At 59.8% G+C, this 21678-nt stretch carries 20 protein-coding genes and 2 pseudogenes; 13 read left to right on the top strand and 9 right to left on the bottom strand.

What is annotated here, in order from left to right:
- Positions 1-192 precede the first annotated feature (192 nt).
- The 3 genes from VXM67_RS15555 to VXM67_RS15545 form a co-directional block, all read right to left on the bottom strand.
- On the bottom strand, positions 193-2601 hold the full coding sequence (locus tag VXM67_RS15555) for a TonB-dependent receptor (RefSeq protein ID WP_023380920.1): 2409 nt from the start codon (positions 2599-2601) through the stop codon (positions 193-195).
- Between the two features lie 80 nt (positions 2602-2681).
- Positions 2682-3680 (bottom strand): FecR domain-containing protein, encoded by a 999-nt coding sequence (locus tag VXM67_RS15550; protein WP_023380919.1) that lies wholly within the window; start codon positions 3678-3680, stop codon positions 2682-2684.
- On the bottom strand, positions 3677-4183 hold the full coding sequence (locus VXM67_RS15545) for a sigma-70 family RNA polymerase sigma factor (RefSeq protein WP_023380918.1): 507 nt from the start codon (positions 4181-4183) through the stop codon (positions 3677-3679). The genes VXM67_RS15550 and VXM67_RS15545 overlap by 4 nt, the downstream gene beginning before the upstream one ends.
- Before the next feature lie 241 nt (positions 4184-4424).
- Here VXM67_RS15545 and VXM67_RS15540 point away from each other — a divergent pair, with 241 nt between their 5' ends.
- Together VXM67_RS15540 and VXM67_RS15535 are read left to right on the top strand one after the other, a co-directional pair.
- Positions 4425-5249, top strand: coding sequence for an AraC family transcriptional regulator (locus VXM67_RS15540; protein WP_027906713.1), 825 nt, complete (start codon positions 4425-4427; stop codon positions 5247-5249).
- A 73-nt stretch (positions 5250-5322) separates the two neighbouring features.
- On the top strand, positions 5323-5709 hold the full coding sequence (locus VXM67_RS15535; RefSeq protein ID WP_186598205.1) for a cupin domain-containing protein: 387 nt from the start codon (positions 5323-5325) through the stop codon (positions 5707-5709).
- A gap of 312 nt (positions 5710-6021) precedes the next feature.
- Here VXM67_RS15535 and VXM67_RS15530 read toward each other — a convergent pair whose 3' ends face one another.
- Positions 6022-6225, bottom strand: coding sequence for a hypothetical protein (locus tag VXM67_RS15530; protein WP_023380915.1), 204 nt, complete (start codon positions 6223-6225; stop codon positions 6022-6024).
- Between the two features lie 566 nt (positions 6226-6791).
- Between VXM67_RS15530 and VXM67_RS15525 the strand changes: the two genes are divergently transcribed.
- Positions 6792-7250 (top strand): hypothetical protein, encoded by a 459-nt coding sequence (locus VXM67_RS15525; RefSeq protein WP_027906712.1) that lies wholly within the window; start codon positions 6792-6794, stop codon positions 7248-7250.
- 206 nt (positions 7251-7456) lie between these two features.
- A pseudogene (locus tag VXM67_RS15520) lies at positions 7457-7684 on the top strand (IS5/IS1182 family transposase); the annotation flags it as partial.
- Positions 7685-7776: 92 nt separating this feature from the next.
- Here VXM67_RS15520 and VXM67_RS15515 read toward each other — a convergent pair.
- Positions 7777-8706, bottom strand: coding sequence for a LysR family transcriptional regulator (locus VXM67_RS15515; RefSeq protein ID WP_023380913.1), 930 nt, complete (start codon positions 8704-8706; stop codon positions 7777-7779).
- Positions 8707-8950: 244 nt separating this feature from the next.
- Here VXM67_RS15515 and VXM67_RS15510 point away from each other — a divergent pair, with 244 nt between their 5' ends.
- Both VXM67_RS15510 and VXM67_RS15505 read left to right on the top strand, forming a co-directional pair.
- Positions 8951-9277, top strand: a complete 327-nt coding sequence (locus VXM67_RS15510; protein WP_367237140.1) for a nuclear transport factor 2 family protein — start codon at positions 8951-8953, stop codon at positions 9275-9277.
- Entirely contained in the window at positions 9274-10056 is a 783-nt protein-coding gene (locus tag VXM67_RS15505) for an SDR family oxidoreductase (protein WP_367237139.1), read from the top strand. The genes VXM67_RS15510 and VXM67_RS15505 overlap by 4 nt, the downstream gene beginning before the upstream one ends.
- Before the next feature lie 160 nt (positions 10057-10216).
- On the opposite strand, the gene VXM67_RS15500 is transcribed toward VXM67_RS15505, so the two are convergent.
- Positions 10217-11218 carry a zinc-dependent alcohol dehydrogenase family protein gene (locus VXM67_RS15500; RefSeq protein ID WP_367237138.1) on the bottom strand — a complete coding sequence of 334 codons (1002 nt, stop codon included), beginning with the start codon at positions 11216-11218 and terminating at the stop codon, positions 10217-10219.
- 106 nt (positions 11219-11324) lie between these two features.
- Here VXM67_RS15500 and VXM67_RS15495 point away from each other — a divergent pair, with 106 nt between their 5' ends.
- A complete protein-coding gene (locus VXM67_RS15495) occupies positions 11325-12224 on the top strand; it encodes a LysR family transcriptional regulator (protein ID WP_023380909.1) in 900 nt (299 codons plus the stop codon).
- 245 nt (positions 12225-12469) lie between these two features.
- A complete protein-coding gene (xth, locus tag VXM67_RS15490) occupies positions 12470-13258 on the top strand; it encodes an exodeoxyribonuclease III (protein WP_023380908.1) in 789 nt (262 codons plus the stop codon).
- A gap of 197 nt (positions 13259-13455) precedes the next feature.
- On the opposite strand, the pseudogene VXM67_RS15485 reads toward xth, so the two are convergent.
- Positions 13456-13629, bottom strand: a pseudogene (locus VXM67_RS15485) (hypothetical protein); the annotation flags it as partial.
- Positions 13630-13886: 257 nt separating this feature from the next.
- Here VXM67_RS15485 and VXM67_RS15480 point away from each other — a divergent pair.
- Complete coding sequence (locus VXM67_RS15480; RefSeq protein WP_023380907.1) at positions 13887-14402, top strand: cupin domain-containing protein; 516 nt, start codon at positions 13887-13889, stop codon at positions 14400-14402.
- A gap of 168 nt (positions 14403-14570) precedes the next feature.
- Here VXM67_RS15480 and VXM67_RS15475 read toward each other — a convergent pair whose 3' ends face one another.
- A complete protein-coding gene (locus VXM67_RS15475; protein WP_367237137.1) occupies positions 14571-15020 on the bottom strand; it encodes a carboxymuconolactone decarboxylase family protein in 450 nt (149 codons plus the stop codon).
- Between the two features lie 183 nt (positions 15021-15203).
- Here VXM67_RS15475 and VXM67_RS15470 point away from each other — a divergent pair, with 183 nt between their 5' ends.
- The 4 genes from VXM67_RS15470 to tcuB all read left to right on the top strand — a co-directional run bounded on the left by VXM67_RS15470 (position 15204) and on the right by tcuB (position 20702).
- Positions 15204-16718, top strand: a complete 1515-nt coding sequence (locus tag VXM67_RS15470; RefSeq protein WP_023380905.1) for a PLP-dependent aminotransferase family protein — start codon at positions 15204-15206, stop codon at positions 16716-16718.
- Between the two features lie 298 nt (positions 16719-17016).
- Positions 17017-17937, top strand: coding sequence for a LysR family transcriptional regulator (locus VXM67_RS15465; RefSeq protein WP_023380904.1), 921 nt, complete (start codon positions 17017-17019; stop codon positions 17935-17937).
- 148 nt (positions 17938-18085) lie between these two features.
- A complete protein-coding gene (tcuA, locus tag VXM67_RS15460) occupies positions 18086-19540 on the top strand; it encodes an FAD-dependent tricarballylate dehydrogenase TcuA (protein ID WP_023380903.1) in 1455 nt (484 codons plus the stop codon).
- Positions 19521-20702 carry a tricarballylate utilization 4Fe-4S protein TcuB gene (gene tcuB, locus VXM67_RS15455; protein ID WP_023380902.1) on the top strand — a complete coding sequence of 394 codons (1182 nt, stop codon included), beginning with the start codon at positions 19521-19523 and terminating at the stop codon, positions 20700-20702. The genes tcuA and tcuB overlap by 20 nt, the downstream gene beginning before the upstream one ends.
- 60 nt (positions 20703-20762) lie before the next feature.
- On the opposite strand, the gene VXM67_RS15450 is transcribed toward tcuB, so the two are convergent.
- Entirely contained in the window at positions 20763-21656 is an 894-nt protein-coding gene (locus VXM67_RS15450; RefSeq protein ID WP_023380901.1) for a LysR family transcriptional regulator, read from the bottom strand.
- Positions 21657-21678: the final 22 nt, after the last annotated feature.

Here is a 21678-nt window from a genome sequence, read left to right as displayed (position 1 = left end):
GAACGGGTTCACCCGCAAACACGGGCGAAGCCCTCGCCATTCACCGCGCGGCCTGTTTCGTGGGCGAACCTGCTCTCCCACCGTCCATTGCGCACTCTCCGGCATTTTTACCCAACTTGGCAGGCATGCCATGCTCGGCCTGTAAGGCGGTCGTTGCTATCGACCCATCGCCCAGCACGAAGCGCGCGAACGTCAGAAGTTGTACTTGAAACCCGTCATGATGTTTCTTGGAGCACCGTACATACCGTGGTCGCCGGCATAGCTGAGGTATTCACGGTCGAACACGTTGTTCAGATTGACTGACGCACTTAGATGCTGGTTGAAGTCGTAGCGAGCCAGGAGGTTGGTGACGGCATAGCTACCCTGGGTGAAGGTGTGCAGGTCGGCACCGGTTTTGCTCTGCCAGTTCACACCGCCGCCAAGGGTGAGCTTGTCCAGAATCCCCGGCAGGCGATAGCGGGTGAAAGTCTTGAGACTGTGGCGAGGCAGGGTGGTAACGATACGCTGGTCGTCAGCGTCGGTGCTGACCGCATAGGCATAACCGGCAGATGCCTGCCAGCCTTCGGCCAGCTCTCCGTCCAGGGTGAATTCAGCGCCTTTGGTAGTGGTTCCCTGTTCCGACTTGTACGTGTTACCGCCTGGAGTATCGATCCAGATTGCCAGGTTGTCCTGCTCGATCTTGAACAGCGCGACGCTGGAGTTCAGCTTGCCGTCGAAGTGGCTTCCCTTGACGCCGACTTCATATCCGGTGCCCTCCATCGGATCCAGAGGTTTGTTGTCGATGTCGCGAACCCAGGACGATTGTGGGTTGAAGATTTTCGTATAACTGGCATACAGCGACCACGTATCGTTGACGTCATACACCACGCCAGCATACGGGATGTACACGCCGGTTTCCGACTCCTTGGTCTTGGTTTGCTCGGCGTTGTAGGGTTTATCCTCGGTGTCGCGATGCCAATCGATCACGCGGCTACCCAGCAAGACACTGAGATCGTCGGTGGCGTGCAGGCGCGTGGCGAGATAAGCGGCGTATTGAGTTTCGTCGGCAGTGGATTTGCCAGTGACGTCGAATTCCGGTTTGACCGAGCCGCCGTTCCAGTTCAACAGGTTATCGATTGCGCCAGCCGGAGAGCCGGAATAGTCGTATTTCCAGCCGCCGTAGCTTGGCACGTCCTCGTAGTAGTTGGACAAGGTCACGCCGGCGATCAATTCATGCTCGCGGCCCAACAGACTGAACGGGCCGGTCAGGTAGGCATCGATGTTGTTCTGGCGGGGGATGCCGGAGAAGCGCACGGGCAACTGTGTGGTGCCGCTTCCGTCCGGGTTGAGGCTGCCGTTGACGTAGTTGAAGACTTCATCAAACTTGTTTTCGGAGTGGGTCAGCTCGATCTTTCCGCTCCAGCCATTGGCGAACTGCTGTTCGATCGAGGTGAAAAAACTGGTTTGCTCATGGTCGTTGTAAGACCACGTTTGAGCCGAATTGAGTGAGCGTTTGAGGTTGGTGCGAGACCCGTCGGTGAAGCGGGTCGGCAGGCCGGAGCGCATGGGCGAGTCAACGTCTGTGCGTTGGTAACTGAAGCCCATCGTCAGCAGGGTGTCTTCAGTCAGGTCGAACTCGGTAATGCCGTAGATCAGCTGCGAGTCCTGTTTGTAGCGGTCTACCCATGACTGCTCTGTCTTGAAATCGGCGACCAGACGACCGCGTACGTTGCCGGTTTCGGTCAGCGGGCCAGATACATCAAAGCCAGTTCCGTAGCGGTCCCAGTTACCCGCTTCTGCGGTGACGCTGGCCTGAGCCTCGGAGGTCGGACGCTTGCGGATCAGGTTGATCGTCGCTGAAGGGCTGCCCAGGCCGCTGATCAGGCCGGTAGCACCGCGCACCACCTCCACCCGGTCATACATGGCCATGCTCTGGGTGTAATTGTCCATGCGCTTGACGGTGGGCACACCATCGATTTCAAAGTTCTGAACCTCGAAGCCGCGTGAGAAGTAACCATCGGATTCGGCACCCAGCCCGTCGCGCAACACGATGATGCCCGGTGTGGCATCGAGGGTATCGCTTAGATTGGTAAGGCGCTGGTCATCCAGGCGCTGGCGGGTCATGACGGTCAGCGACTGCGGGGTCTCTTTGGGGGTCAGGTTCAGACGGGTCGAACTGCTGGATGAGTAGGTGGTGTAGAGCCCGGTACCTTCTGTAGTCGACCCGGGCGCTTTGCCCGAAATTGAAATGCTTTGAAGCTCCAGCACGTTAGAGGCCGGCGCTCGCTGGAGGGTGTATCGCCCATCCGGCTGGCGCACCGCTATGAGCTGGCTGCCCTCAAGCAGCGCCTGTAACGCACCGTCGACCGTGTAATCACCCTTCAAGCCAGGGCTGGTTTGTCCGGCAATCAATTCATTGGGAAACGACAACAACAAATGGGCTTGCTGGCCCAGGTGACTGAGCGCAGTGCCCAGTGGCGCCGCGGGGATTTCGTAGTGTTGCACGCTGCTATCGGCGGCTGCCCACACTGGCGATGAACTGGCAATCAGAACCGCCGCGGCGCAACCCAGGGTGCTGGCGAGCGGGGTTGCGTAGCACGACGAAATACTGCGGTGATGCATGTGAAGTTCCCCGATGTTTTTGATGTTTGGCCTATAAGTCTCGCCAGAAATCAAAACGGCTCATCGAAGACGAAAATAGTTCAAACGGTTGCTGGCAAGGCGCGCAAGTTGACCCATAGGCGAGTGAAACGCTGGACATCCAGTTTCAGTGTCTGGGCAATGGCATCGATGATTCGATCACTGTCTGCCAGCGGGTAGGATCCCCATACACGCAGGTTGGCCAATGCGGGGTCGCACCCGAGATGCCCATGACGATAACGACCCAGTTCATCCAGGAAAGCCTGGAGCGGTTGGCCGTTGGCGACGATCATGCCTTCTGCCCAGGCCGGAGCGTTTGCTTGCAGTGCATCCTGATCGAGCAGCCCGAGCGGCCCGAAACGAGCCAGTTGCCCGGCCTGCAAGGGAGTCCACGTGCTCGCTTTTGCCGGTTTTACCTGAAGCGAGCCACGATAGACCGCCAACTGAGTCGAGCCATTCTCAAATTGGCGTACCGTGAAGCGCGCCGAGGACGCCTGCGCGCGGATCTGAGGGGCTTCGATGGAGAGTGCCTGGTTCAAAACCGTGTCGACCAGGATCTCGCCGCTGAGTAATCGAAGGTGCCAGCGATGATCTGTATGACGAACATTTATCGCGCTGTGGGTATTGAGATCAAACGACAGATTGGCGTTCAGCGCGACGCGTCGCTGCTCTCCAACGCCCGTGACGTAATCGGCGCTCAAGCGCGAAACCACTTCGCTGCCTCCGGCCAACCATGCACCCGCGCCTGTGGTAAGCAGCAGGGCCAGGCCCTTGATAGCCCGTCGTCTGCTCAACCCTTCCTGAGAAGAAAGCAACAGGGCCTGTCGGGCAAGGTTTGGATCGCCCTGGGTACGTATTGAGTCTAGCTGAGCAGCCAGGGCCAAGGCCCTTTCCCAGGCCAGCTCATGCAAGGGGTGTTCACTACGCCATGCCATGAAGGCGGCCTGTGCGGGTGAATCAAAGTGAGCTTCCTGCATATCGAGCCACCACGCCATCGCCGCCTCGCACATTTTCGGTGATGGCGCGGGTTCTGGGGTAAAGGCGTTTTCGGTGATCGTCATCCCAGCGCTTCCGTGACCAGCATGCACTGCGCACCTGCCTTGATGATGTGGCGTTTGACGGTAGCGATTGAAATACCCAGCCGCTCGGCAATTTCCCCATGGCTGAGCCCATCCAGTTGCGACCAGAGGAATGCCTTTTTGACGGCGACATCCAACTTACAGAGTGCTTCGTCGAGTCGAACCAGCGTCTCGAAAATAATCAATTGGGTAGCCAGATCCGGCAGCACGTTTTCGTCATCCGTCTGAATTGCATCCAGATAGGCTTTTTCCAGGCGTGTGCGGCGGTAGTGGTTTGACAGGACACTGCGTGCAACCTTCGCCAGAAACGATCGAGGCTGTCGGACTTCCAACGCCTCTTTGCTGAGCAACAGGCGCATGAAGGTGTCCTGCATCAAATCAGCGGCGCGGTGTGAGCAGCTCAATTGCCGATACAGCCAGCGACGCAGCCAGCGGTGTTGCTGTTCGTAAAGAGCCGTGAGCTGAGCATTGTCGACGGATGCCATGAGTTTGAGTCGATGCAAATGAGACGTAGTATCATATGTGACTATTGGGCTGCCGACAAGAACGCAGAATGTCTGCTTAGGATCGTATAGCGACGGTCATACCTTCACTGTCGCTATACGCTTTCAGACCAGCAAACGACCCATTGCGGACATTGAACGGAAATGGATTGGGTGCTCGCGTAATCCTGAAATAGGATGGGCTATTTACATTCAAGATGGCGCACTAGCGGTGAGCATACCCATGGAGCGAAAAGCAATCCCGTCATCCACCTCTGATTGGGTCATACGCAGCACTACACCTGGCAGTGTGGAGCGCATCGAAGCGTGGTTTGGCGGCCATGGCTACGACCTGCATCGTCACGATACATATTCGATAGGCCGTACTCTTGCCGGCGTTCAGAGCTTTCACTACAAGGGAGCGCTGTGCCACGGCGTGCCAGGCAACACACTTGTGCTGCACCCCGACGAAGTGCATGACGGCATGGCTGGCACGGATGTGGGTTTTCGCTATCGGATGGCCTACATCGACCCGTCGCTGATACAGAACGTTCTCGGGGGAGAACCGTTGCCTTTCATTGCTGGCGGACTATCCTGCGACCCGCGCTTGTACCACGCCAGCGAGGCTTTCGTGCAGGCACTCGATCATCCACTGGAAACACTAGAGGAACAGGACGCCGTTTATGACTTGGCAATGGCGCTTCGTGCAGTCGGCGGCAAGCCGCGTGGTCGCAAACGTCTGGATTACCGCTCTGCCGGGCGCGCCAGGGAGTTCATCCTGGAGCACCTTCACGTGGACATCACGCTGGAGATGCTCGAACAGGCGAGTGGACGTGAGCAATGGAGCTTGTCGCGAGACTTTCGGGCCCTTTACGGCACCAGCCCATACCGTTTTGTCACGCTTAGGCGCCTGGATTCTTTCCGCAGACTGATTCTGGATGGCTTCTCACTGGTCGATGCCGCCCTTGCCTCAGGCTTTCATGATCAGAGCCACATGACCCGGCATTTCACTCGCACCTACGGCGTGCCGCCTCTGCGTTGGCTGGAACGCTTACGCACTGTTCGCTAAGTTGCAGGATCGTACAAGAACAGCGCGCTTTCCGCTCGATAGGCTGGTCACTCCAAATTAGAGAGGATCAGCTATGTCCAGCATGCATCAGCAATCGGCATCACCGCCTGTAAACCTGACTCAAAAAGCTTCTCTGATCGAGCAGCAATGGAGCCCAAGGGTCGTCGCGGAAATGAACGACTACCAATTTAAGGTGGTACGCATCGAAGGTGAATTTATCTGGCATTCACACCCAGAAACTGATGAAGCTTTTCTAGTGCTCGAAGGTCTCTTGCGCATCGATCTCCCCGAGGGCTGCGTTCATGTGAAGCCGGGCGAACTGTATGTCGTACCACGTGGTGTAGAGCACAGAACAGCGGCAGAAACGGAAACAGCACTTATGATGATTGAGCCGCGAGGCGTGTTGAATACTGGTCATGAAGTCGGGGAGCGAACAGCGCTGAATGACGTCTGGATCTGAGTCGACATCGACAGTAGTGGCTAGCCTCATCAGGGCGTGAAGCGAACACCTATCGAGAGGGGGCCGTTTCATGCCCCATGGTCTGCAAGCGCAGATCCGACCGGTGGGGCATAGACCAGGAAGGTGGCGCATTTCGGTCCGGAGCCGGCTACCAAGCGATGAGGCCGATACTGGATAAAGAGTCCAGATTCGATGCCCGCTTTGGGTCGAAAGCGGTCACCCACGACCGGCTGCATTCGACCTAAAGCAGACCTCCGACATGGACCGCTCTCGTCCAAAAGCTGTAGTTCATGACCTATCGAATACGCAGTGTTAGATAATTCCCATTTCTTCAGGCCAGGTTTCCACTTCAAGCTTTTTCGCCGTCTCAATCAAGCAATTTATTTCCGCGTTAGATGCGTCGTTCAGTTCAGCAGCAATTGCCTCAAGCGCCGCTACGTCATCATCGTTTTCGACATTATGCCGGTCGTCAATATGTTTGCAGGCAAGGATCAATGCCCGTGCGATGGTTTCCATGTAGATCTCCAACAAACACGCAACGGTTGTAGAAGTAGTAAAGGGTCATTCGGATACCGCAGAGCGTAGCATTCGAAGAGCGGATGGGCAGCTTCTGGCCGATTGCTGCCCTCCGCGAAGGGCAGCTATGGGTCGAAAGCAGTCACTCACGACCGGCTGCTTTCGGCCCGAAGCTGCCATTCATGAAGGGCAGAGATCAGCCAAAAGCAGCTAGGCTTTGTACGAAAAGCCTTGAAACTCGGTGATGCTGCGTCGAAAACAGCCTCGGAATGCTCATTTTCAACCCGTAAACTCCGCTTCCTAGGCTGTTTTCGCCTTGCCTGACCTTCGTCCCAAGACTTTTCAGACAGACCCTAGTCATTACTGATCGAGATCGGCCACCCGCTGCCCCAGGCCCTTATCCCCGCCTGAGCCGGTCACTTTCTGATGTCCCTCACAGATCCCGGATGAATCCGCTTCTGCAACTGAGCGCGCAACGGCCTATCGGGCAGAGCAGTTGTCTTGCGACTAGCTTTACCTCGAGCACTAAAATCTCCGTTCATAGCTCAACCCGGTAGAGTTTCGTTATGACTAAAATAATCGATCTCACGATCACCCAAGATTACCTCAATCCATTTGCCTTGCCGGAAAACCCCAAGTTAAGCCCGGAGCTGACCGACTACTTATCAGATAGTGCTTGGTACCATCCCGATCTGTGCCTACACATTCGTTGCCCAGAAGACGAGCGAGAACGCCTGCAGCACGCCATCAGCAATACCTTTGCGGAAAAGAGGGAGCAACTCAGAGGGGATATTCGCGTCCAACGGCTGGTAGCGCTGACACTCTTAGGCTTGGCGCTTGCCTTGGTGCTGGCAGGCACAGCTCTGGGGATTGAAGGCACCATCCCTGTGGGAGTCGTTACAGTCACCGCGTGGATGCTGCTGTGGCGTAGCGCAGAAATATTTTTTCTGGATATCCGCAGCATTAAGCGGCAGCAGCGTAAGTACCAACGCATTGCCAGCGCATCAAAGCAGTTTATGCCTTAGGCTCTGTACGAAAAGCCTTGATGCTCGGTGAGGCTGCGTTGAGAACAGCCTCGCCTGACCTTCGCCTCAAGACTTGTCACATAGCGCCAAGTTCTGACGGGCTGATAATCCGACTTTTTCAACTACATTGTCCCATGGCTACTCGGTATGAAGGGCACCAATTGAGGCCAGGCTGTGTGAAGACACCTGCGATTGTCTAACGTTTTGATCGCCGCTAAATGGCCACGAGTGGCCGAGGCACGGTTGGCCACAACGTACAAACAGCAGTCGATGACACACACATTCTGATCACTGCCCATAAAGTCACCAATGTTGGAAATGGCCGAGCGCAGCTGAGCAAGCAGGGCTTCATCTACATCGCTGCATCGGATGAATACCGATGCCCTGCAGATCAGCTACTGACCTGCAGGCATTCTTCGAAGGAAGATGGGATGTCGCAGGACAAGCACTCAAACGCTACCGTCGCGTCCGCTGTTGTTTCGAGGGGCTCAATGTCATGTTTCCCGCTACCCCTGCCTCGCGCTTATCATCGATGGGTTTCGGAATGGGCCTGATCGAACGGTTTGCGATCCAATAGGCAGTCTATGAACGCTCCTAGGGCGGCTGGCCGGTGTTGCCTATTCGGGTAATAGAGGAACAGCCCTGGACGTGAAATCGACCAGTCAGCAAGGACTTGGATCAGCCGTCCCTGGGCCAACAGCTCGCCCACGTCTTCTTTCTCGAAATGATAGGCGATGCCGAGCCCATGCAGGGCGGCAGCGATGCCGATGTCAGGGTGATTGGTGACGACGGGGCCGTCGACCGCCACTTCCAGCGGCTGTCCCCGTTCCTGGAACTCCCAGCGATACGGCCTACCGTCCATCTGCAGCCGCCAGTTGATGCATGCATGATCCTGCAACTCAGCAGGTGACTGAGGGATGCCTCGACGTGCGAGGTAGTCCGGAGACGCCACGGCGACCATGTTCAGGTCTGGCGTCAGGCGGACGGCCACCATGTCTTTCTCAAGCCGGCCACCTACACGGATGCCCGCGTCAAAACGGCCAAGAACGATATCGGCCAGTGCGTCGTCGACCACGATATCGAGCACCACGTCAGGGTGTGCCTGATGGAAGCGTGCCAGCCGGGGCGCAATGAGGGTTCTCGCGGCGATCCCCAGCGTATTGATACGCAGCGTGCCGCTTATCTGGCCTGTGGCCTCACTGGCTTCGGCGACGGCAACAGCTATCTCTCGAAACAAGGGGGCGACACGCCTGTAGAGCAGCTCGCCACTCGTCGATGGCGCGACGCTTCGGGTCGTGCGATTGAGCAGGCGTGCGCCGATGCGACGTTCGAGCTGTCGAATGGTCTGGCTGAGTGCAGAGGGCGATAAGCCCAGATGATCGGCGGCCCGCGCGAAGCTTTGACGCTCCACGATGGCCACAAAGGCTTTTAGCTCAGCAAATTCGGATCCACGCATTATGCATTCGCTTCTACATAGTCCATTCGGATTCTAGAGCATTCAATTAATGCTGTCCGGTACGCATCCTAGGGGCTGTACAAAAAGTATTGAGACGAAGGTCAGGCAAGGCGAAAACAGCCGAGGAAGCGGAGTTTACGGTTGTAAATGAGCATTCCGAGGCTGTTTTCAGCGCAGCATCACCGAGTTTCAAGGCTTTCCGTACAGAGCCTAAGGCTGTCACTGACCCCATGGAGCCAACAACATGCATACCTTGACCCTACCTGATCCGATTGCTGCGTACTTCGCTGCCGAACACGACCCTGAAGCTTTGGCACATTGCTTCGATACGCAAGCCGTCTTGAAGGACGACGGTCACACCTACACGGGTATCAACGCCATCCAGGCATTCATGGCCGAGGCCTCGGCCAAGTACAGCGCGACGAGCGTGCCCTTTGCCGTTGAGCGCCAGGACGGACTCCAACTGGTGCGCGCCAACGTCACTGGCAAGTTCCCTGGCAGCCCGATCGTTCTGTCGTACCGCTTTCGTCTTGAACGCGGCCTGATCGCATCGCTGGAAATAACGGCATGAGCTTCGACCTTCAACTCAAGGGTTTGCGCACAGTCGTCACTGGCGGCACGATGGGCCTTGGCGCTGCAGTCGTGCAGACCCTCGTGGAGGCTGGTGCCAGAGTCGCAACGTCGGCGCGCGACGTGTCGGCACGACCGGTGGATGGCGTCACCTATATCGGTGCCGATCTGACGACGGCACAAGGCGTGGCTCACGTCGCGCAGACCGTGCTGCAGAGCTGGGGCGGGGTCGATATCGTGATTAACGTGGTTGGTGGTTCAAGCACTCCAGGTGGTGGCTTTGCCGCCATCAGTGACGAGCAGTGGCTAGCAGAGCTGAACCTCAATCTGATGCCTGCCGTACGCCTGGATCGCGCGCTATTGCCGTCCATGCTTGCCCAGGGCTCAGGCGTTATCATCCATGTGAGCTCGATTCAGCGCATGATGCCTGTGCCTGGATCCACCACCGCCTACGCCGCCGCCAAGGCAGCGCTCACCACCTACAGCAAATCCCTTGCAAGGGAAGTGACGCCAAAGGGGGTTCGTGTACTGAGCGTCGCGCCTGGGTGGATTGAGACCGAGGCGTCCGTAAGGCTGGCAGAGCGGTTGGCTGCCCAGGCAGGAACGGACTACGAAGGAGGCAAACGAATTGTCATGGAGTCGATTGGCGGAATCCCACTGGGCAGGCCGGCCGAACCTCAAGAGGTTGCCGATTTGATCGTCTTCCTCGCGTCCCCCCGTGCCGCCTCGATCTCAGGGTCCGAGCACCGTATCGACGGCGGTACCATCTCAACGCTGTAACCGACGGCTGCAATCAACGGGACGACGGCGAGCCCTCAAGGCTCGCCGCATCCCCGAAATTGTTTACGGCTTGGGCCGTTAGCTGCCCTTGCCCACAGACTGCCTTCGGTCCCGCTCGGCAAATGCTGGTCGGGTACTTTGGCTTCCAATCGTCTCGGCTCTATTCGCTCGGCAACTGGACTATCGTCTTGCCCTTGGCTCGGCCTTCAGCAACCTGGCGGAAGGCGTCGTTGACCTCGTCCAGTGCGAACCGTTGCCGATCCACCCGGATCCTCAGTTGCCCGGCATCTGCCAGCTCAGCCGCCTCGTGCAGGATTGCTCCGTGGTGTTCGCGGCCCTTGCCCGTAAGCAACGGAGTCAGGGTGAACACGCCCGAATAGGTGGCGCTTCTGAACGATAGCGGCGCAAGACTGTGCTGGCCCCAACCGAGGCAGCTCAGCACGTGCCCGGTATAGGGCTTCACGGCCTCGAACGATGCATCCAGCGTGCTACCGCCCACGGTGTCATAGACGATGTCGAAACCTTCCCCGGCCGTATGTTGCGCCACATAGGACGCTACGTGCTGGGCCTGGTAGTCGATCGCCGTGGCTCCCAGGGCGCGTATGAAGTCGAGGCTGGCGGCCGATCCGGTGGCGTAGACTTTGGCCCCACGCGCCTTGGCCAGCTGGATGGCCATTTGGCCGACTCCACCGGCGCCGCCGTGAATCAGCACCTGCTGGCCTGCGCGGACATTGGCGCGATCCACCAAACCTTCCCAGGCGGTGATGAACACCAAAGGCAAGGCGGCCGCCTCGCACATGTCCAGAGCGTGCGGTTTGGGTGCGATCAGCCGGGCATCCACGGCGATGTATTCGGCCATGGTGCCCTGGGTCCCGCCGATCCCACCGGCCATGCCGAAGACCTCCTGGCCGAGCGTGAAGCCTTCTACCGCCTCGCCGAACTCGACGACCGTGCCGGCCAAATCCAGGCCGAGCACCGCCGGCAGCGGCTGGCGGGCGTGTGCCCCAGCACCGTTGGCGATCTTGGTATCGAGCGGGTTGACCCCGGCGGCGTGCACCTTGACGAGGATCTGCCCCTTACCGGGAACTGGACGAGCAATGCGCCGTACGACCAGTGGAGCGTGGGCGGACTCGGCGATAGCGGCAAGCATGGTCTGACTCATGACGGAAACCTCTGTTTGAGTGGATGCATACAAGTTGCTCCCTTCGAGCCATTCCGATAAGAAGCTAAATTTGCATATGACTCATTCCCAAGAGAGGGCTGGTGGCATGGACCTGTTCGACAGCATGCGCGTCTTCGTGAGGGTCGTGGAGCGTGGGTCTTTTTCGGCAGTGGCTCGGGAACTGAACATGGGCCAGCCCGCCGTCAGCAAGCAGATCCGCGCTCTGGAGCAGTACCTGGGTGGGCCAGTGTTCGCCCGCAGCACCCGACACCTCGCGCTAACCGACCAGGGGCAACGTTTCTACAGCCACTGCCAGGAAATTCTCGGGCAAGTCGAAAGCGCCACACGCAGCTTTGCCAGTGGCCAGGAGCAGGTCGCAGGCCCCCTGCGCGTCGCCGCACCGGTCAGTTACGGGCGATTATGCATCGCGCCTCTGATCGGGACGTTTCTGCAGCGCTATCCCGATGTGCGAATTGACCTGCGGCTGAGCGATCACAACGAAGACCTGCTCACCGAAAACATAGACCTGGCGATCCGAATTGGAGTGGTGAAGACCGAGGGCCTGGTGGCGGTATCATTAGGCACAACCACGCGACGGGTATACGCCTCGCCTATTTATCTAGAACGCTGCGGTGTGCCCCTGGAGCCGAGTGAACTGGCAGGTCACAATTGCATCGGTTTCACCTTGCTGGAGCATTACGACCGCTGGCGCTTCACGCGCGGGGCGCACGAGTTCGAGATCGCCATCACCGGTAACGTCACCAGCAACAGCAGCGAGGCCATTCGTGAAATGGTCCTCTGCGGCTTGGGCATCTCCCTCTCTCCACAATGGCTTTTCGCTGCAGACGTTGAACGAGGCCGCGTGCAAAGTGTGCTCGACCGTTACAAGGCCACCGCGCTGCCAGTCAGTGCGGTGTTCAGTCGTGAGCGGCGTCATTCGGCGCGGGCGATGGCGTTCATCGATTTTCTGCGCGAGCACCTGCACGTTCTCCCAGGTAGGGCATAGACCCGCACCTGTCATGCGTGATGTACGCGGTCGGCGTGCGCCCACCTCACGGCAGATGAGCATCGACCAACCTGGCCATCCTGTCCTGGGGCAACTGGAGTCTATTCGGCGCCCCCTCGGCGGTGCGCTGTCCAGCAAAGCCTGCCATCATGTCGCTACAGACCTGGCGCTCAAGACGCGGGCCGTCCCGGCCCGTGTGCATGCGCTGGAAACTTCGTGCAGGCCCCAGGGAGCGCCCCTGACGCATGAAAACGCTGAAGATCGCAACCTTCAACATCAACGGCATTCGCAGCCGCCTGCCGGCCCTGCTGAACTGGCTGGAGCGCGAGCAGCCGGACATTGCCTGCCTGCAGGAGCTCAAGGCAACCGATCAGCAATTCCCGCGCCATGACCTGGAAATGGCAGGCTATGGCTGCCTCTATCAGGGGCAGCCGTCGTGGAATGGCGTAGCCATCCTGGCGCGTGACAGCGAGCCGCTGGAAGTGCGCCGGGGCTTGCCGGGTATGGAGGATGACCCGCAGAGCCGTTACCTCGAGGCAGCCGTTCACGGGGTGCTGGTCGCCTGCCTGTACCTGCCAAACGGCAACCCGCAGCCGGGGCCCAAGTTCGACTACAAGCTGCGCTGGTTCGAGTGCCTGATCGAGCACGCCAAGGGTCTGCACGGCAACGGCCATCCAACGGTGCTGGCGGGCGACTTCAACGTGGTGCCTACCGACCTGGACATCTACGACCCGCGCTCATGGCAGAAGGATGCACTGCTGCAGCCCGAGTCCCGCGCCTGCTATCAGCAACTGCTGGAGGTGGGCTGGGTCGATGCCATTCGCCACCTGCATCCCGATGAACGCGTTTACACCTTCTGGGATTACTTTCGCAATCACTGGGCGCGCAATGCCGGGTTACGCCTCGACCATTTGTTGCTCAACCCCGAACTTGCACCTTACCTGAAACGGGCGGGGGTCGATGCCTGGGTACGCAACCAGGTCAAGGCCAGCGACCACGCGCCCGCCTGGATCGAACTGGGCGGGCGCAGGTAGTGGGTTACAGGAGTTGTCGAGGGTGATCGGAAACTCCCTGACGCGTTTGCCAGTGGCGTGGTAGACCGCATTGGCCACCGCCACAGCAACGCCGACCAATGGCCACGCCCCACACCACGCCCCGAGGATCTGGCTGCGGGCGGTGCGTTTTCGCTCCCTTTAGGGAAATGGCACTCATGGCAGGTCCTCACGGTGGGTTATTTCTTGCCGGGCAGTACCGAGCTGAGTACCTGCTTGGCGGTCTGCACGATGACCCCAGCCTGGTTCGGGGCGCCCTTGAGCAGGGTGCTGGCGAACTGCTTCGCCTGTTCCAGCTTGATATGCGGCGGTAGCGGCGGCACGTTGGGGTCGGTCTTGAATTCGATCAGCACAGTGCACCGAACATGCCATTGATGCCATCGCCGGGGTAGCCGAAGATGCGCCGTACCCCCCACTGATACAAGCGCTCCACCAGAAAGTGGCCTACCGTGCCGCTCATTGTCTTCTCCCGGTCTGTCCTCGATAGGGGTCTGGACTTGGCACGCGCCGGTAAAGTTTCAACGGCGTTCACGTCGGTCGGCTAACCGGAACCTCATCTCGGGCGAGGGGTTCCCAGGCACATCGACAACCTGATCGGGACGGGGCACAGATGAATGACATCGACACCAGCAGTGGCGCGCTGCAGACCCTGCACTTCGAAGACGACGGGGTAACGCCCAACAACCGTTTCCCCGTGTTGTGCTATCGCTTGCAGCTCGACCCTGATAATGACAATGCCAGTGCGTTCGAGGCATTGTTCGCCGGCCATGGCTGGACGCCGCTCTGGCGCGCCGGGATATTCGACTATCACCACTTTCATCCCAATGCCCATGAGGTATTGGGCGTCGCCGCGGGCCGCGCCCAGGTGACCCTCGGTGGCGAAGCGGGTCAGACGCTGAGCGTGAGGGTTGGCGATGTGCTGGTGTTGCCGGCCGGGACGGGCCATCGCTGCGTCGAGTGCAGCGAAGACTTCCTGGTGGTCGGGGCCTATCCCCGCGGGCAGGAGGACTACGACATCCAGCGGCCTGATGCCCACACCTACGCTCAGGCAATTGCGCGCATCGCTGTCGTACCAGGCCCCGTGCAGGACCCCGTCACAGGCGCGCCGATGACCCATTGGCGCTGAGGCTGGCACGTGGCGGAGGTTGCCGTTCGTCGGTGTGATCCATATCGCTGAAAAACCTTTGCCGGGGGCGCTCATCAGAACAGATGTAACGTTCGTTCGACGTTCCCAATCAGGTCTTCGGCCCGTTCTAGCGCGGGCCTTTTTTTGCCTTCTTCATGAACCTCGGGATCAAGCCTCGGCAGCAGGCCGTAACCGGAAGCTGACTCCCATACGGTTGAAAGCATTCATGGCGGCAATGGCCGCCGTCAGGTCAACGAGGTCCTTCTCTGCAAACATCGCCGAGGCCGCTGCGTATGCTTCGTCCGACACATGGGTCTCGCTAACCCGTGTGACTTCCTCTGCCCAGGCCAGAGCCGAGCGTTCCAGATCCGTGAACAAGTCCTGCGCTTCATGCCATACCGGTACTAACACCAGCTTGTCCACCGACATACCTTGTTTGATCAGATCCCGTGAATGCAGATCAATGCAGTGGGCGCATCCATTGATCTGGGACACTCTGAGAAACACCAGATGGATGAGGGGGGCCGGCAGATTCGTAGCCGTGGTCACGAAATGATGCAGACCTCCAAGGGACTTGGCTGCGCCAGGCGAAGCTTGAAACCAATTGAGGCGACTCATGGGTTGTTTCCTTTCTTCGGGACGGTGGTGAGCGCGCGACATGCGGGGCGTCATTTGCGGGATTCCCTGGCCCGGTTCGCACACAGCGCGAGAAGCTTGGGTAGGGTTCAATTGTGGTCATGAAGCGGACTATAGTATTGATCCACTTGGACTCTAATTCACTGATCCACTTTTGAGGTGCCCATGCCATCCGATGCGACCCTGTTCGGTGCGATAGCGCTACCCTCGGGAAGGTCAACTGCGGGCGTCAATCTTCAGGAGTGGCTGTATCTGGAGTTGCGCGAGGCAATGCTTGCCGGGCGTCTGGCTGCAGGAAGCAAGCTCCCGGGAAGTCGGACGCTGGCTGCACGACTCGGCGTCGCACGCGGAACGGTACAGGCAGCGTATCAGCAGCTTTTGTCTGAGGGCTATGCGGTCAGCCGAACAGGCAGTGGCACCCGTGTGTGCTTGGAGCTGCCTGATGCCAAACAACGGGTGTTTCCCCGCCAGCGAGGCGGTGGAGCGCAAATCCCGGTGCGGCGGGTTCCCCCAAGCACGGAATGGGTCGAGCGGCTGCAGACTGCCACGCCGGCATTCGCCAGGCGCAAGGTCGCGCCTGGACTTCGTCCTTTCTTCCCGATGCGTAGTGACGTTCGGTCATTCCCGATAGACCTTTGGCGCAAGCTGCATATCCAGCAGATGCGCAGTTCCAAACTGGAAGCGCTGCTCGATTATGATGCCGCCGGGTTGCCGAGTTTGCGTCACGCCATCGCCGACTATCTGGGCTGCGCTCGAGGCGTGCATATTTCGGCTGACCAGATCGTGGTGCTCAGTAGCGTGCAACAGGGGATCGATCTATGTTTGCGCTTATTGGTTCCGCCAGGGGAGAGCGTCTGGATGGAGGACCCGGGTTACCCGGGGGTACGTCAGCTTATGGCGGTGGCAGGTTGTGAGGTCGTGGGCGTCCCGGTGGATCAACAGGGTATGCGGGTCGAGGATGGTATTCAGGCCGCCCCCAAGGCTAAGCTCGCTTATGTGACGCCCTCGCGGCAAATGCCCACCGGCCATGAACTGTCTCCCGCCAGGAGGCTTGCATTGCTGCGTTGGGCGAGCGCTTCTGGGGCCTATATCATTGAAGATGACTACGACAGCGAGTATCGATTCATTGCCAAGCCCATTCCAGCCTTGCGCGCCATGGCGGGTGCCGATGAGTCGGTAATCCTCGCCGGCACATTCAGCAAACTGCTGTTCCCGTCCGCTCGCCTGGCGTATCTGGCGCTCCCTACACATCTGGTCGATGTCTTTACCCGCGCGGTAGCGTTGACCTCACGACACCCTAATAGCCTGAGTCAGGCGGTGCTGGCGGCATTTTTCGATCAAGGGCATTTCGAACGGCATGTCAGACGCATGCGCAAACGCTATTCGCTGCGTGCTGAGGCGCTCAACTGCGCAGCTCAAGCACACTGGCAGGGTTTGATCGAGGTGCCGGAGATTCGTGCTGGCCTGGACATCGCTTGCTCATTGCTGGTCGGTAGCGAGTCTGAAGCGGGTCGTCGAATCGAAGAAGCCAACGTTGATGTACTGCCACTTTCGCCATTTTTCCAAGCGCCGGTGTCTGCAGGTTTTTTGCTGGGATTCGCGCCTTATGAGGAACGGTCCCTGTTTGAAGCAGCGTTGGCGGTCAGGAAGGCACTGCAGAACCACAGGCTGTTGCTCTGATACGCCAGTGTGCGTCCAGGCCACTTTGGGAGCGGCTTGACCCGCGAAGCGGGCATGGTCGAACCGCATTTCGAGTCTGACGCACGGGTTCGGTTGCTGGCGTGCTGGTCGCTTGAGTCCAATCCGATCTCTATGGTCTATTCCCCCAATCGCCTTTTGAGCGCCCGGGTGCGGGTTTTCGTGCAGTGACGTGTAGAGTCGTTTGAGGCCACCGGGTTGCGCTGAGGCTTTCGCACCTTGGCCATTGCACTTTTGCCTTTACCATGGGGCCAGACCCATATCGCTGAAAGAGACCCACATGGAATTACGTCAACTTCGCTATTTCCTCAGTGTATTGGAGTGCGGCAGCCTTGGCCGTGCTGCGCTTGAGCTTGGGGTTGGCGCTTCTGCCTTGAGCCAGCAACTGTCGAAGCTGGAAAGCGAAGTGAGTACTCGGTTGTTGACGCGGTCTAGTACCGGTGTCTCGCCGACGGCAGCGGGCCTGGCCTTCGAATACCATGCACGGCTGGCGCTACGGCAGGCGGATCATGCTGTCCTAGCCGCGCAAAGCGGCCGTATGAGCGGTTATGCCAGTGTCGGATTGGCACCGACTACTGCATCCATTCTTGGTCTGGCGTTGATCGACAGGATGCGCGAACGCTATCCCGATATCCGTCTGCACCTGGTGGAGATGCTGTCGGGCTACCTGATGAACCAACTCAACGCCAGGCACCTTGACCTTGCTGTGCTGTTCCAGGCAGAGCCGGGGCCTAGGCTGGAGGTCCGGCCGCTACTCAACGAGCGGTTGTTCGTCCTGGTTCCCGCCGCGCTGGTCGATGCCAACTGGGGCGAGGCCCTGACCCTGCAACAGATCGCCTCGCTGCCTTTGGTGATGCCCAGCACACAGCACGGCCTGCGCACCACGCTGCGCTCGATCTTCGAACGGGCCGGGCTGGAACCCTCGATCGTCATGGAAGTCGATGGCCTGTCGCTGTTGATGGATTGCGTCTGTGCAGGGCATGCCGCCACCATCCAGCCCGGGGCGACCGTCGCACGGGCGCATCACGCAGGCTTGCGGGTGTTCGCCATTGACGAAGCACAGGCGCAGCGCCGGAACCTGATCGTCAGCCTGACCGATGACGAGCTCTCGCCGGCCGCCTTGGCGACACGGATCGTGCTGCAGGAGGTTTCTCGGGAGTTGGTGGAGCAGGACCGATGGCCCGGAGCGCAGTTGCTTTGACTCAGTCTCCCGGCATTGCCATCCGTAGCCTTTAGAAAAACTGAATGCCTCCCCCCGCTAATCGCGTTTCGGACCCTCTGGGTACTCATTAGAGTCCCTGGTCACGAGGAGCAGCCGAACATTCGGCGCTTCGTGACTTGGAGGCGAAATGATCGATGTGCTAGTCATTGGAGGGGGCAATGCCGCCCTCTGTGCCGCGCTGATGGCGCGGGAAGCCGGAGCCAGCGTACTGCTGCTTGAGGCTGCCCCCCGCGCCTGGCGGGGTGGCAATTCCCAACACACGCGTAACTTGCGGTGCATGCATGATGCCCCGCAGGACGTACTGGTCGACGCGTATCCGGAAGAAGAGTTCTGGCAGGACCTGCTGAAGGTCACCGGTGGCCAGACCGACGAAAAGCTCGCGCGCCTGGTGATCCGTGCCTCCTCCAATTGCCGCGGGTGGATGCGCCGTCATGGCGTGCACTTTCAGCCCTCGTTATCTGGTGCGCTGCATACCGCACGAACCAACGCCTTTTTCATGGGCGGCGGCAAGGCGCTGATCAATGCCTACTATCGCAGCGCCGAGAACCTTGGGGTGCAGGTACGTTACGACACGCCTGTCGCCGACATTGAACTGCAAGAGGGATCCTTCGTTGCAGCCCATGTGCCGGCGCGTGAGGTCCAGGGCCGGCACCTTCCTGCCGAGCGCATCGAGGCGCGCAGTTGTGTGCTTGCAGCCGGGGGGTTCGAGTCCAACCGTCAGTGGTTGCGCGAGGCCTGGGGGCAGAACCCGCGAGGGGAGTGGCCCTCGGACAATTTCCTGATTCGCGGCACGCGTTTCAACGACGGGGTTCTGTTACGCCGCCTGATCGAACAGGGCGCAGACAAGATTGGCGACCCGACGCAGGCACACATGGTAGCGATCGACGCCCGTGCGCCTCTCTACGACGGCGGGATCTGCACCCGCATCGATTGTGTGTCGCTGGGCGTGGTGGTCAACCGCGACGGGCAGCGCTTCTACGATGAAGGTGAGGATTTCTGGCCCAAGCGCTATGCCATCTGGGGGCGTCTGGTGGCCCATCAGCCTGGGCAGGTGGGTTTCTCGATCATCGACCAGAAAGCCCTGGGTCGATTCATGCCGCCGGTGTTTCCGGGCGCTACCGCCGACAGCCTTGAGGCGTTGGCGGGCCTGCTTGGCTTGCCTGTCCAAGCCTTCGTCGAAACCGTGCGCGCCTACAACCATGCCTGTCAGGTGGGTACCTTCGATCACACGCAGCTGGACGACTGTCACACCGTAGGCCTGGCGCCTGTGAAAAGCCACTGGGCGCGCCCGATCGATACACCTCCGTACTACGGTTACCCGCTGCGACCGGGTGTGACCTTCACATACCTGGGGCTGCGCACCGATGAAACGGCCGCCGTTCATTTCGATGGGAATCCCAGCCCGAACCTGTTTGTTGCCGGCGAGATGATGGCGGGCAATGTGCTGGGCAAGGGCTACACCGCCGGTGTCGGCATGTCCATCGGTACCGCCTTCGGGCGCATCGCCGGGACCAGCGCCGCTGCTGCGGCAGGCTACGAACATCCAGAAAAAGAGAAACGCCATGACCGCGCAACTGCCTGAACCATTCCAGCCTGATACCGCCCAGCCCGCATTCGATTTGATCCCGGTGTTGAACGTCGAGGAGCAAGAAGTCGACCGGCAAATGCGCATTTGCAACGCCTGCCGTTACTGCGAGGGCTTCTGCGCGGTGTTCCCGGCCATGACCCGCAGGCTTGAGTTCGGCAAGGCAGATATCCACTACCTGGCCAACCTGTGCCACAACTGCGGCGCGTGCCTGCATGCTTGCCAGTACGCACAACCCCACGAATTTGCCGTCAACGTGCCGCAGGCTATGGCGAAGGTGCGTGGGCAAACCTACGCCGAGTACGCCTGGCCGGCCCTGTTCGGACGCTTGTATCGACACAACGGCATCTTCGTCGCCAGTGCTTTGGCAGTGGCACTGTCGTTGTTCTTGCTGTTGACCTTGTGCGCCAACGGCACGCTGTTGCCCGGTCGGTTGGCGGGGAATTTCTATGCAGTTTTCCCGCATAACACCCTGGCGCTGATGTTCGGCGGTGTCTTCGCTGCGGCGAGTCTGGCGCTGGCGGTCGCGGTACGCCGTTTCTGGCGTTCGGTCTCGCCGGCCGAGGCGCAGGCGCAACCAGTCAAAGGGGCTGTGGTGGAGGCATCGAGTGCGGCATTGACCCTCAAGTATCTCGATGGAGGGCATGGCCAGGGCTGCAACAACGCCGACGATCGCTACACACTGTGGCGGCGACGTTTCCATCACTTCACCTTCTACGGCTTCATGCTGTGTTTCGCCGCCACAGTGGTTGCCACCGGGTATCACTACCTGTTGGGCTACCAGGCGCCATACCCCCTGTTGAGTGCACCGGTGTTGCTCGGCACGTTGGGCGGTCTTGGGTTGATCGTCGGGCCAGCCGGGCTGCTGGCGCTCAACCTTCGCAGGGCGCCGGAGCAGGGCGATGTCGCCCAGCGTCCCATGGACCGGGCGTTCATCTTGCTTCTGCTGCTGGTCAGCGCCACGGGCCTGGCGTTGTTGGGCCTGCGTGACACGGCTGCGATGGCGATCGTGCTGGCGATTCACCTGGGTACGGTCATGGCGCTGTTCATCACGTTGCCCTACGGCAAGTTCGCCCATGGCCTGTTCCGCAGCGCGGCATTGCTCAAGTTCGCGATCGAGAAACGCCGACCCAACACGCTGGGCCTGGGAGGGGAATGAGCCATGATCGCATCTGGCATTCGCCCTGCGTTGCGCCAAACCACAGGCAAGTCCTCTCGCTCAACGGTTAGGCCACTTGTCCAGCAGGATCGACACGAATTTCTCCGCTGCGGGCGACAGCGACGCCCCTCGGCGATAGACCAGGCCCAGGGTGCGGGTCACCTGGGGTTCGATCAGCGGCACGCTGACCAGCGTCGGGTGGTCGGCGCTGGGCATCGCCAGGCTGGGCATGGCCGACACCCCCAGCCCGGCCTCGACCATGCCCAGCGAGGTGGACAGGTGCTGGACCTCATAGAACCACTTGGGCCGCAGGTTGAGCCCGGAAAGCGCATGGTCCAGCAGCATCCGATTGCCGCTCAGGCGGCCAACGCCTATCAGGCGGTAGTCGGCAAGTTCCGTCCAGGTGACGGCGTCGCGGGTCGCCAGCTTATGGTCCCGGCGGCAGGCCAGGACGAAGTGTTCCTGCACCAGGGAGACGAATTCGATGTCCGGGTGCTGGCCACTCATCATGTTGATGCCGAAGTCAGCCTCACCCCGCAGCACGGCCTCGAGCCCATCATTGGCGCTAAGGTCCAGCAAGCGAATGCGGATCTTCGGGTATTGCTCGTTGTAGTCGCGGATCACCGAAGGCAGGAAGTAAAACGCTGCGGTCGGAATGCAGGCGAGGGTGACCTGGCCGGTCTGTCGTTCGGCCAGTTCGCGAATGCTCAGGATCGAGTCCTCGAAGTCATCGAGCAAGCGTCTGGCCTTGGGCAGGAAGTCCCGCCCGACACTGGTGAGGCTGACGCGACGGGTGGTGCGTTCGAGCAGCGAGGTGCCCAAGCCTTCCTCGAGTTTCTTTATCCGCCGACTCAGGGCCGGCTGCGACAAATGCAGCGCTTCCGCAGCCTCATGGAAACTGCCAAGTTCGGCGATTTTCACGAACGATCGTATATCTTGCAGCTCATATTCCATCTGATTTCGCTCCCCGGCCTTA

This window comes from Pseudomonas sp. Rh2 (assembly GCF_040762985.1).
In the GTDB taxonomy this organism is placed as follows: Bacteria; Pseudomonadota; Gammaproteobacteria; order Pseudomonadales; family Pseudomonadaceae; genus Aquipseudomonas; species Aquipseudomonas taiwanensis.
This window is presented reverse-complemented; position numbering and strand designations above follow the sequence as displayed.

Excerpts from the sequence above, each read along its gene's own strand:
- VXM67_RS15545 (WP_023380918.1), bottom strand. The coding sequence starts at position 4,183 with ATGGCATCCGTCGACAATGCTCAGCTCACGGCTCTTTACGAACAGCAA.
- VXM67_RS15525 (WP_027906712.1), top strand. The coding sequence starts at position 6,792 with ATGACTAAAATAATCGATCTCACGATCACCCAAGATTACCTCAATCCA.
- VXM67_RS15540 (WP_027906713.1), top strand. The coding sequence starts at position 4,425 with ATGGAGCGAAAAGCAATCCCGTCATCCACCTCTGATTGGGTCATACGC.
- xth (WP_023380908.1), top strand. The coding sequence starts at position 12,470 with ATGAAAACGCTGAAGATCGCAACCTTCAACATCAACGGCATTCGCAGC.
- VXM67_RS15475 (WP_367237137.1), bottom strand. The coding sequence starts at position 15,020 with ATGAGTCGCCTCAATTGGTTTCAAGCTTCGCCTGGCGCAGCCAAGTCC.
- VXM67_RS15500 (WP_367237138.1), bottom strand. The coding sequence starts at position 11,218 with ATGAGTCAGACCATGCTTGCCGCTATCGCCGAGTCCGCCCACGCTCCA.
- VXM67_RS15530 (WP_023380915.1), bottom strand. The coding sequence starts at position 6,225 with ATGGAAACCATCGCACGGGCATTGATCCTTGCCTGCAAACATATTGAC.
- VXM67_RS15550 (WP_023380919.1), bottom strand. The coding sequence starts at position 3,680 with ATGACGATCACCGAAAACGCCTTTACCCCAGAACCCGCGCCATCACCG.
- VXM67_RS15510 (WP_367237140.1), top strand. The coding sequence starts at position 8,951 with ATGCATACCTTGACCCTACCTGATCCGATTGCTGCGTACTTCGCTGCC.
- VXM67_RS15515 (WP_023380913.1), bottom strand. The coding sequence starts at position 8,706 with ATGCGTGGATCCGAATTTGCTGAGCTAAAAGCCTTTGTGGCCATCGTG.
- VXM67_RS15465 (WP_023380904.1), top strand. The coding sequence starts at position 17,017 with ATGGAATTACGTCAACTTCGCTATTTCCTCAGTGTATTGGAGTGCGGC.
- VXM67_RS15505 (WP_367237139.1), top strand. The coding sequence starts at position 9,274 with ATGAGCTTCGACCTTCAACTCAAGGGTTTGCGCACAGTCGTCACTGGC.
- VXM67_RS15555 (WP_023380920.1), bottom strand. The coding sequence starts at position 2,601 with ATGCATCACCGCAGTATTTCGTCGTGCTACGCAACCCCGCTCGCCAGC.
- tcuA (WP_023380903.1), top strand. The coding sequence starts at position 18,086 with ATGATCGATGTGCTAGTCATTGGAGGGGGCAATGCCGCCCTCTGTGCC.
- tcuB (WP_023380902.1), top strand. The coding sequence starts at position 19,521 with ATGACCGCGCAACTGCCTGAACCATTCCAGCCTGATACCGCCCAGCCC.
- VXM67_RS15450 (WP_023380901.1), bottom strand. The coding sequence starts at position 21,656 with ATGGAATATGAGCTGCAAGATATACGATCGTTCGTGAAAATCGCCGAA.
- VXM67_RS15480 (WP_023380907.1), top strand. The coding sequence starts at position 13,887 with ATGAATGACATCGACACCAGCAGTGGCGCGCTGCAGACCCTGCACTTC.
- VXM67_RS15535 (WP_186598205.1), top strand. The coding sequence starts at position 5,323 with ATGTCCAGCATGCATCAGCAATCGGCATCACCGCCTGTAAACCTGACT.
- VXM67_RS15470 (WP_023380905.1), top strand. The coding sequence starts at position 15,204 with ATGCCATCCGATGCGACCCTGTTCGGTGCGATAGCGCTACCCTCGGGA.
- VXM67_RS15495 (WP_023380909.1), top strand. The coding sequence starts at position 11,325 with ATGGACCTGTTCGACAGCATGCGCGTCTTCGTGAGGGTCGTGGAGCGT.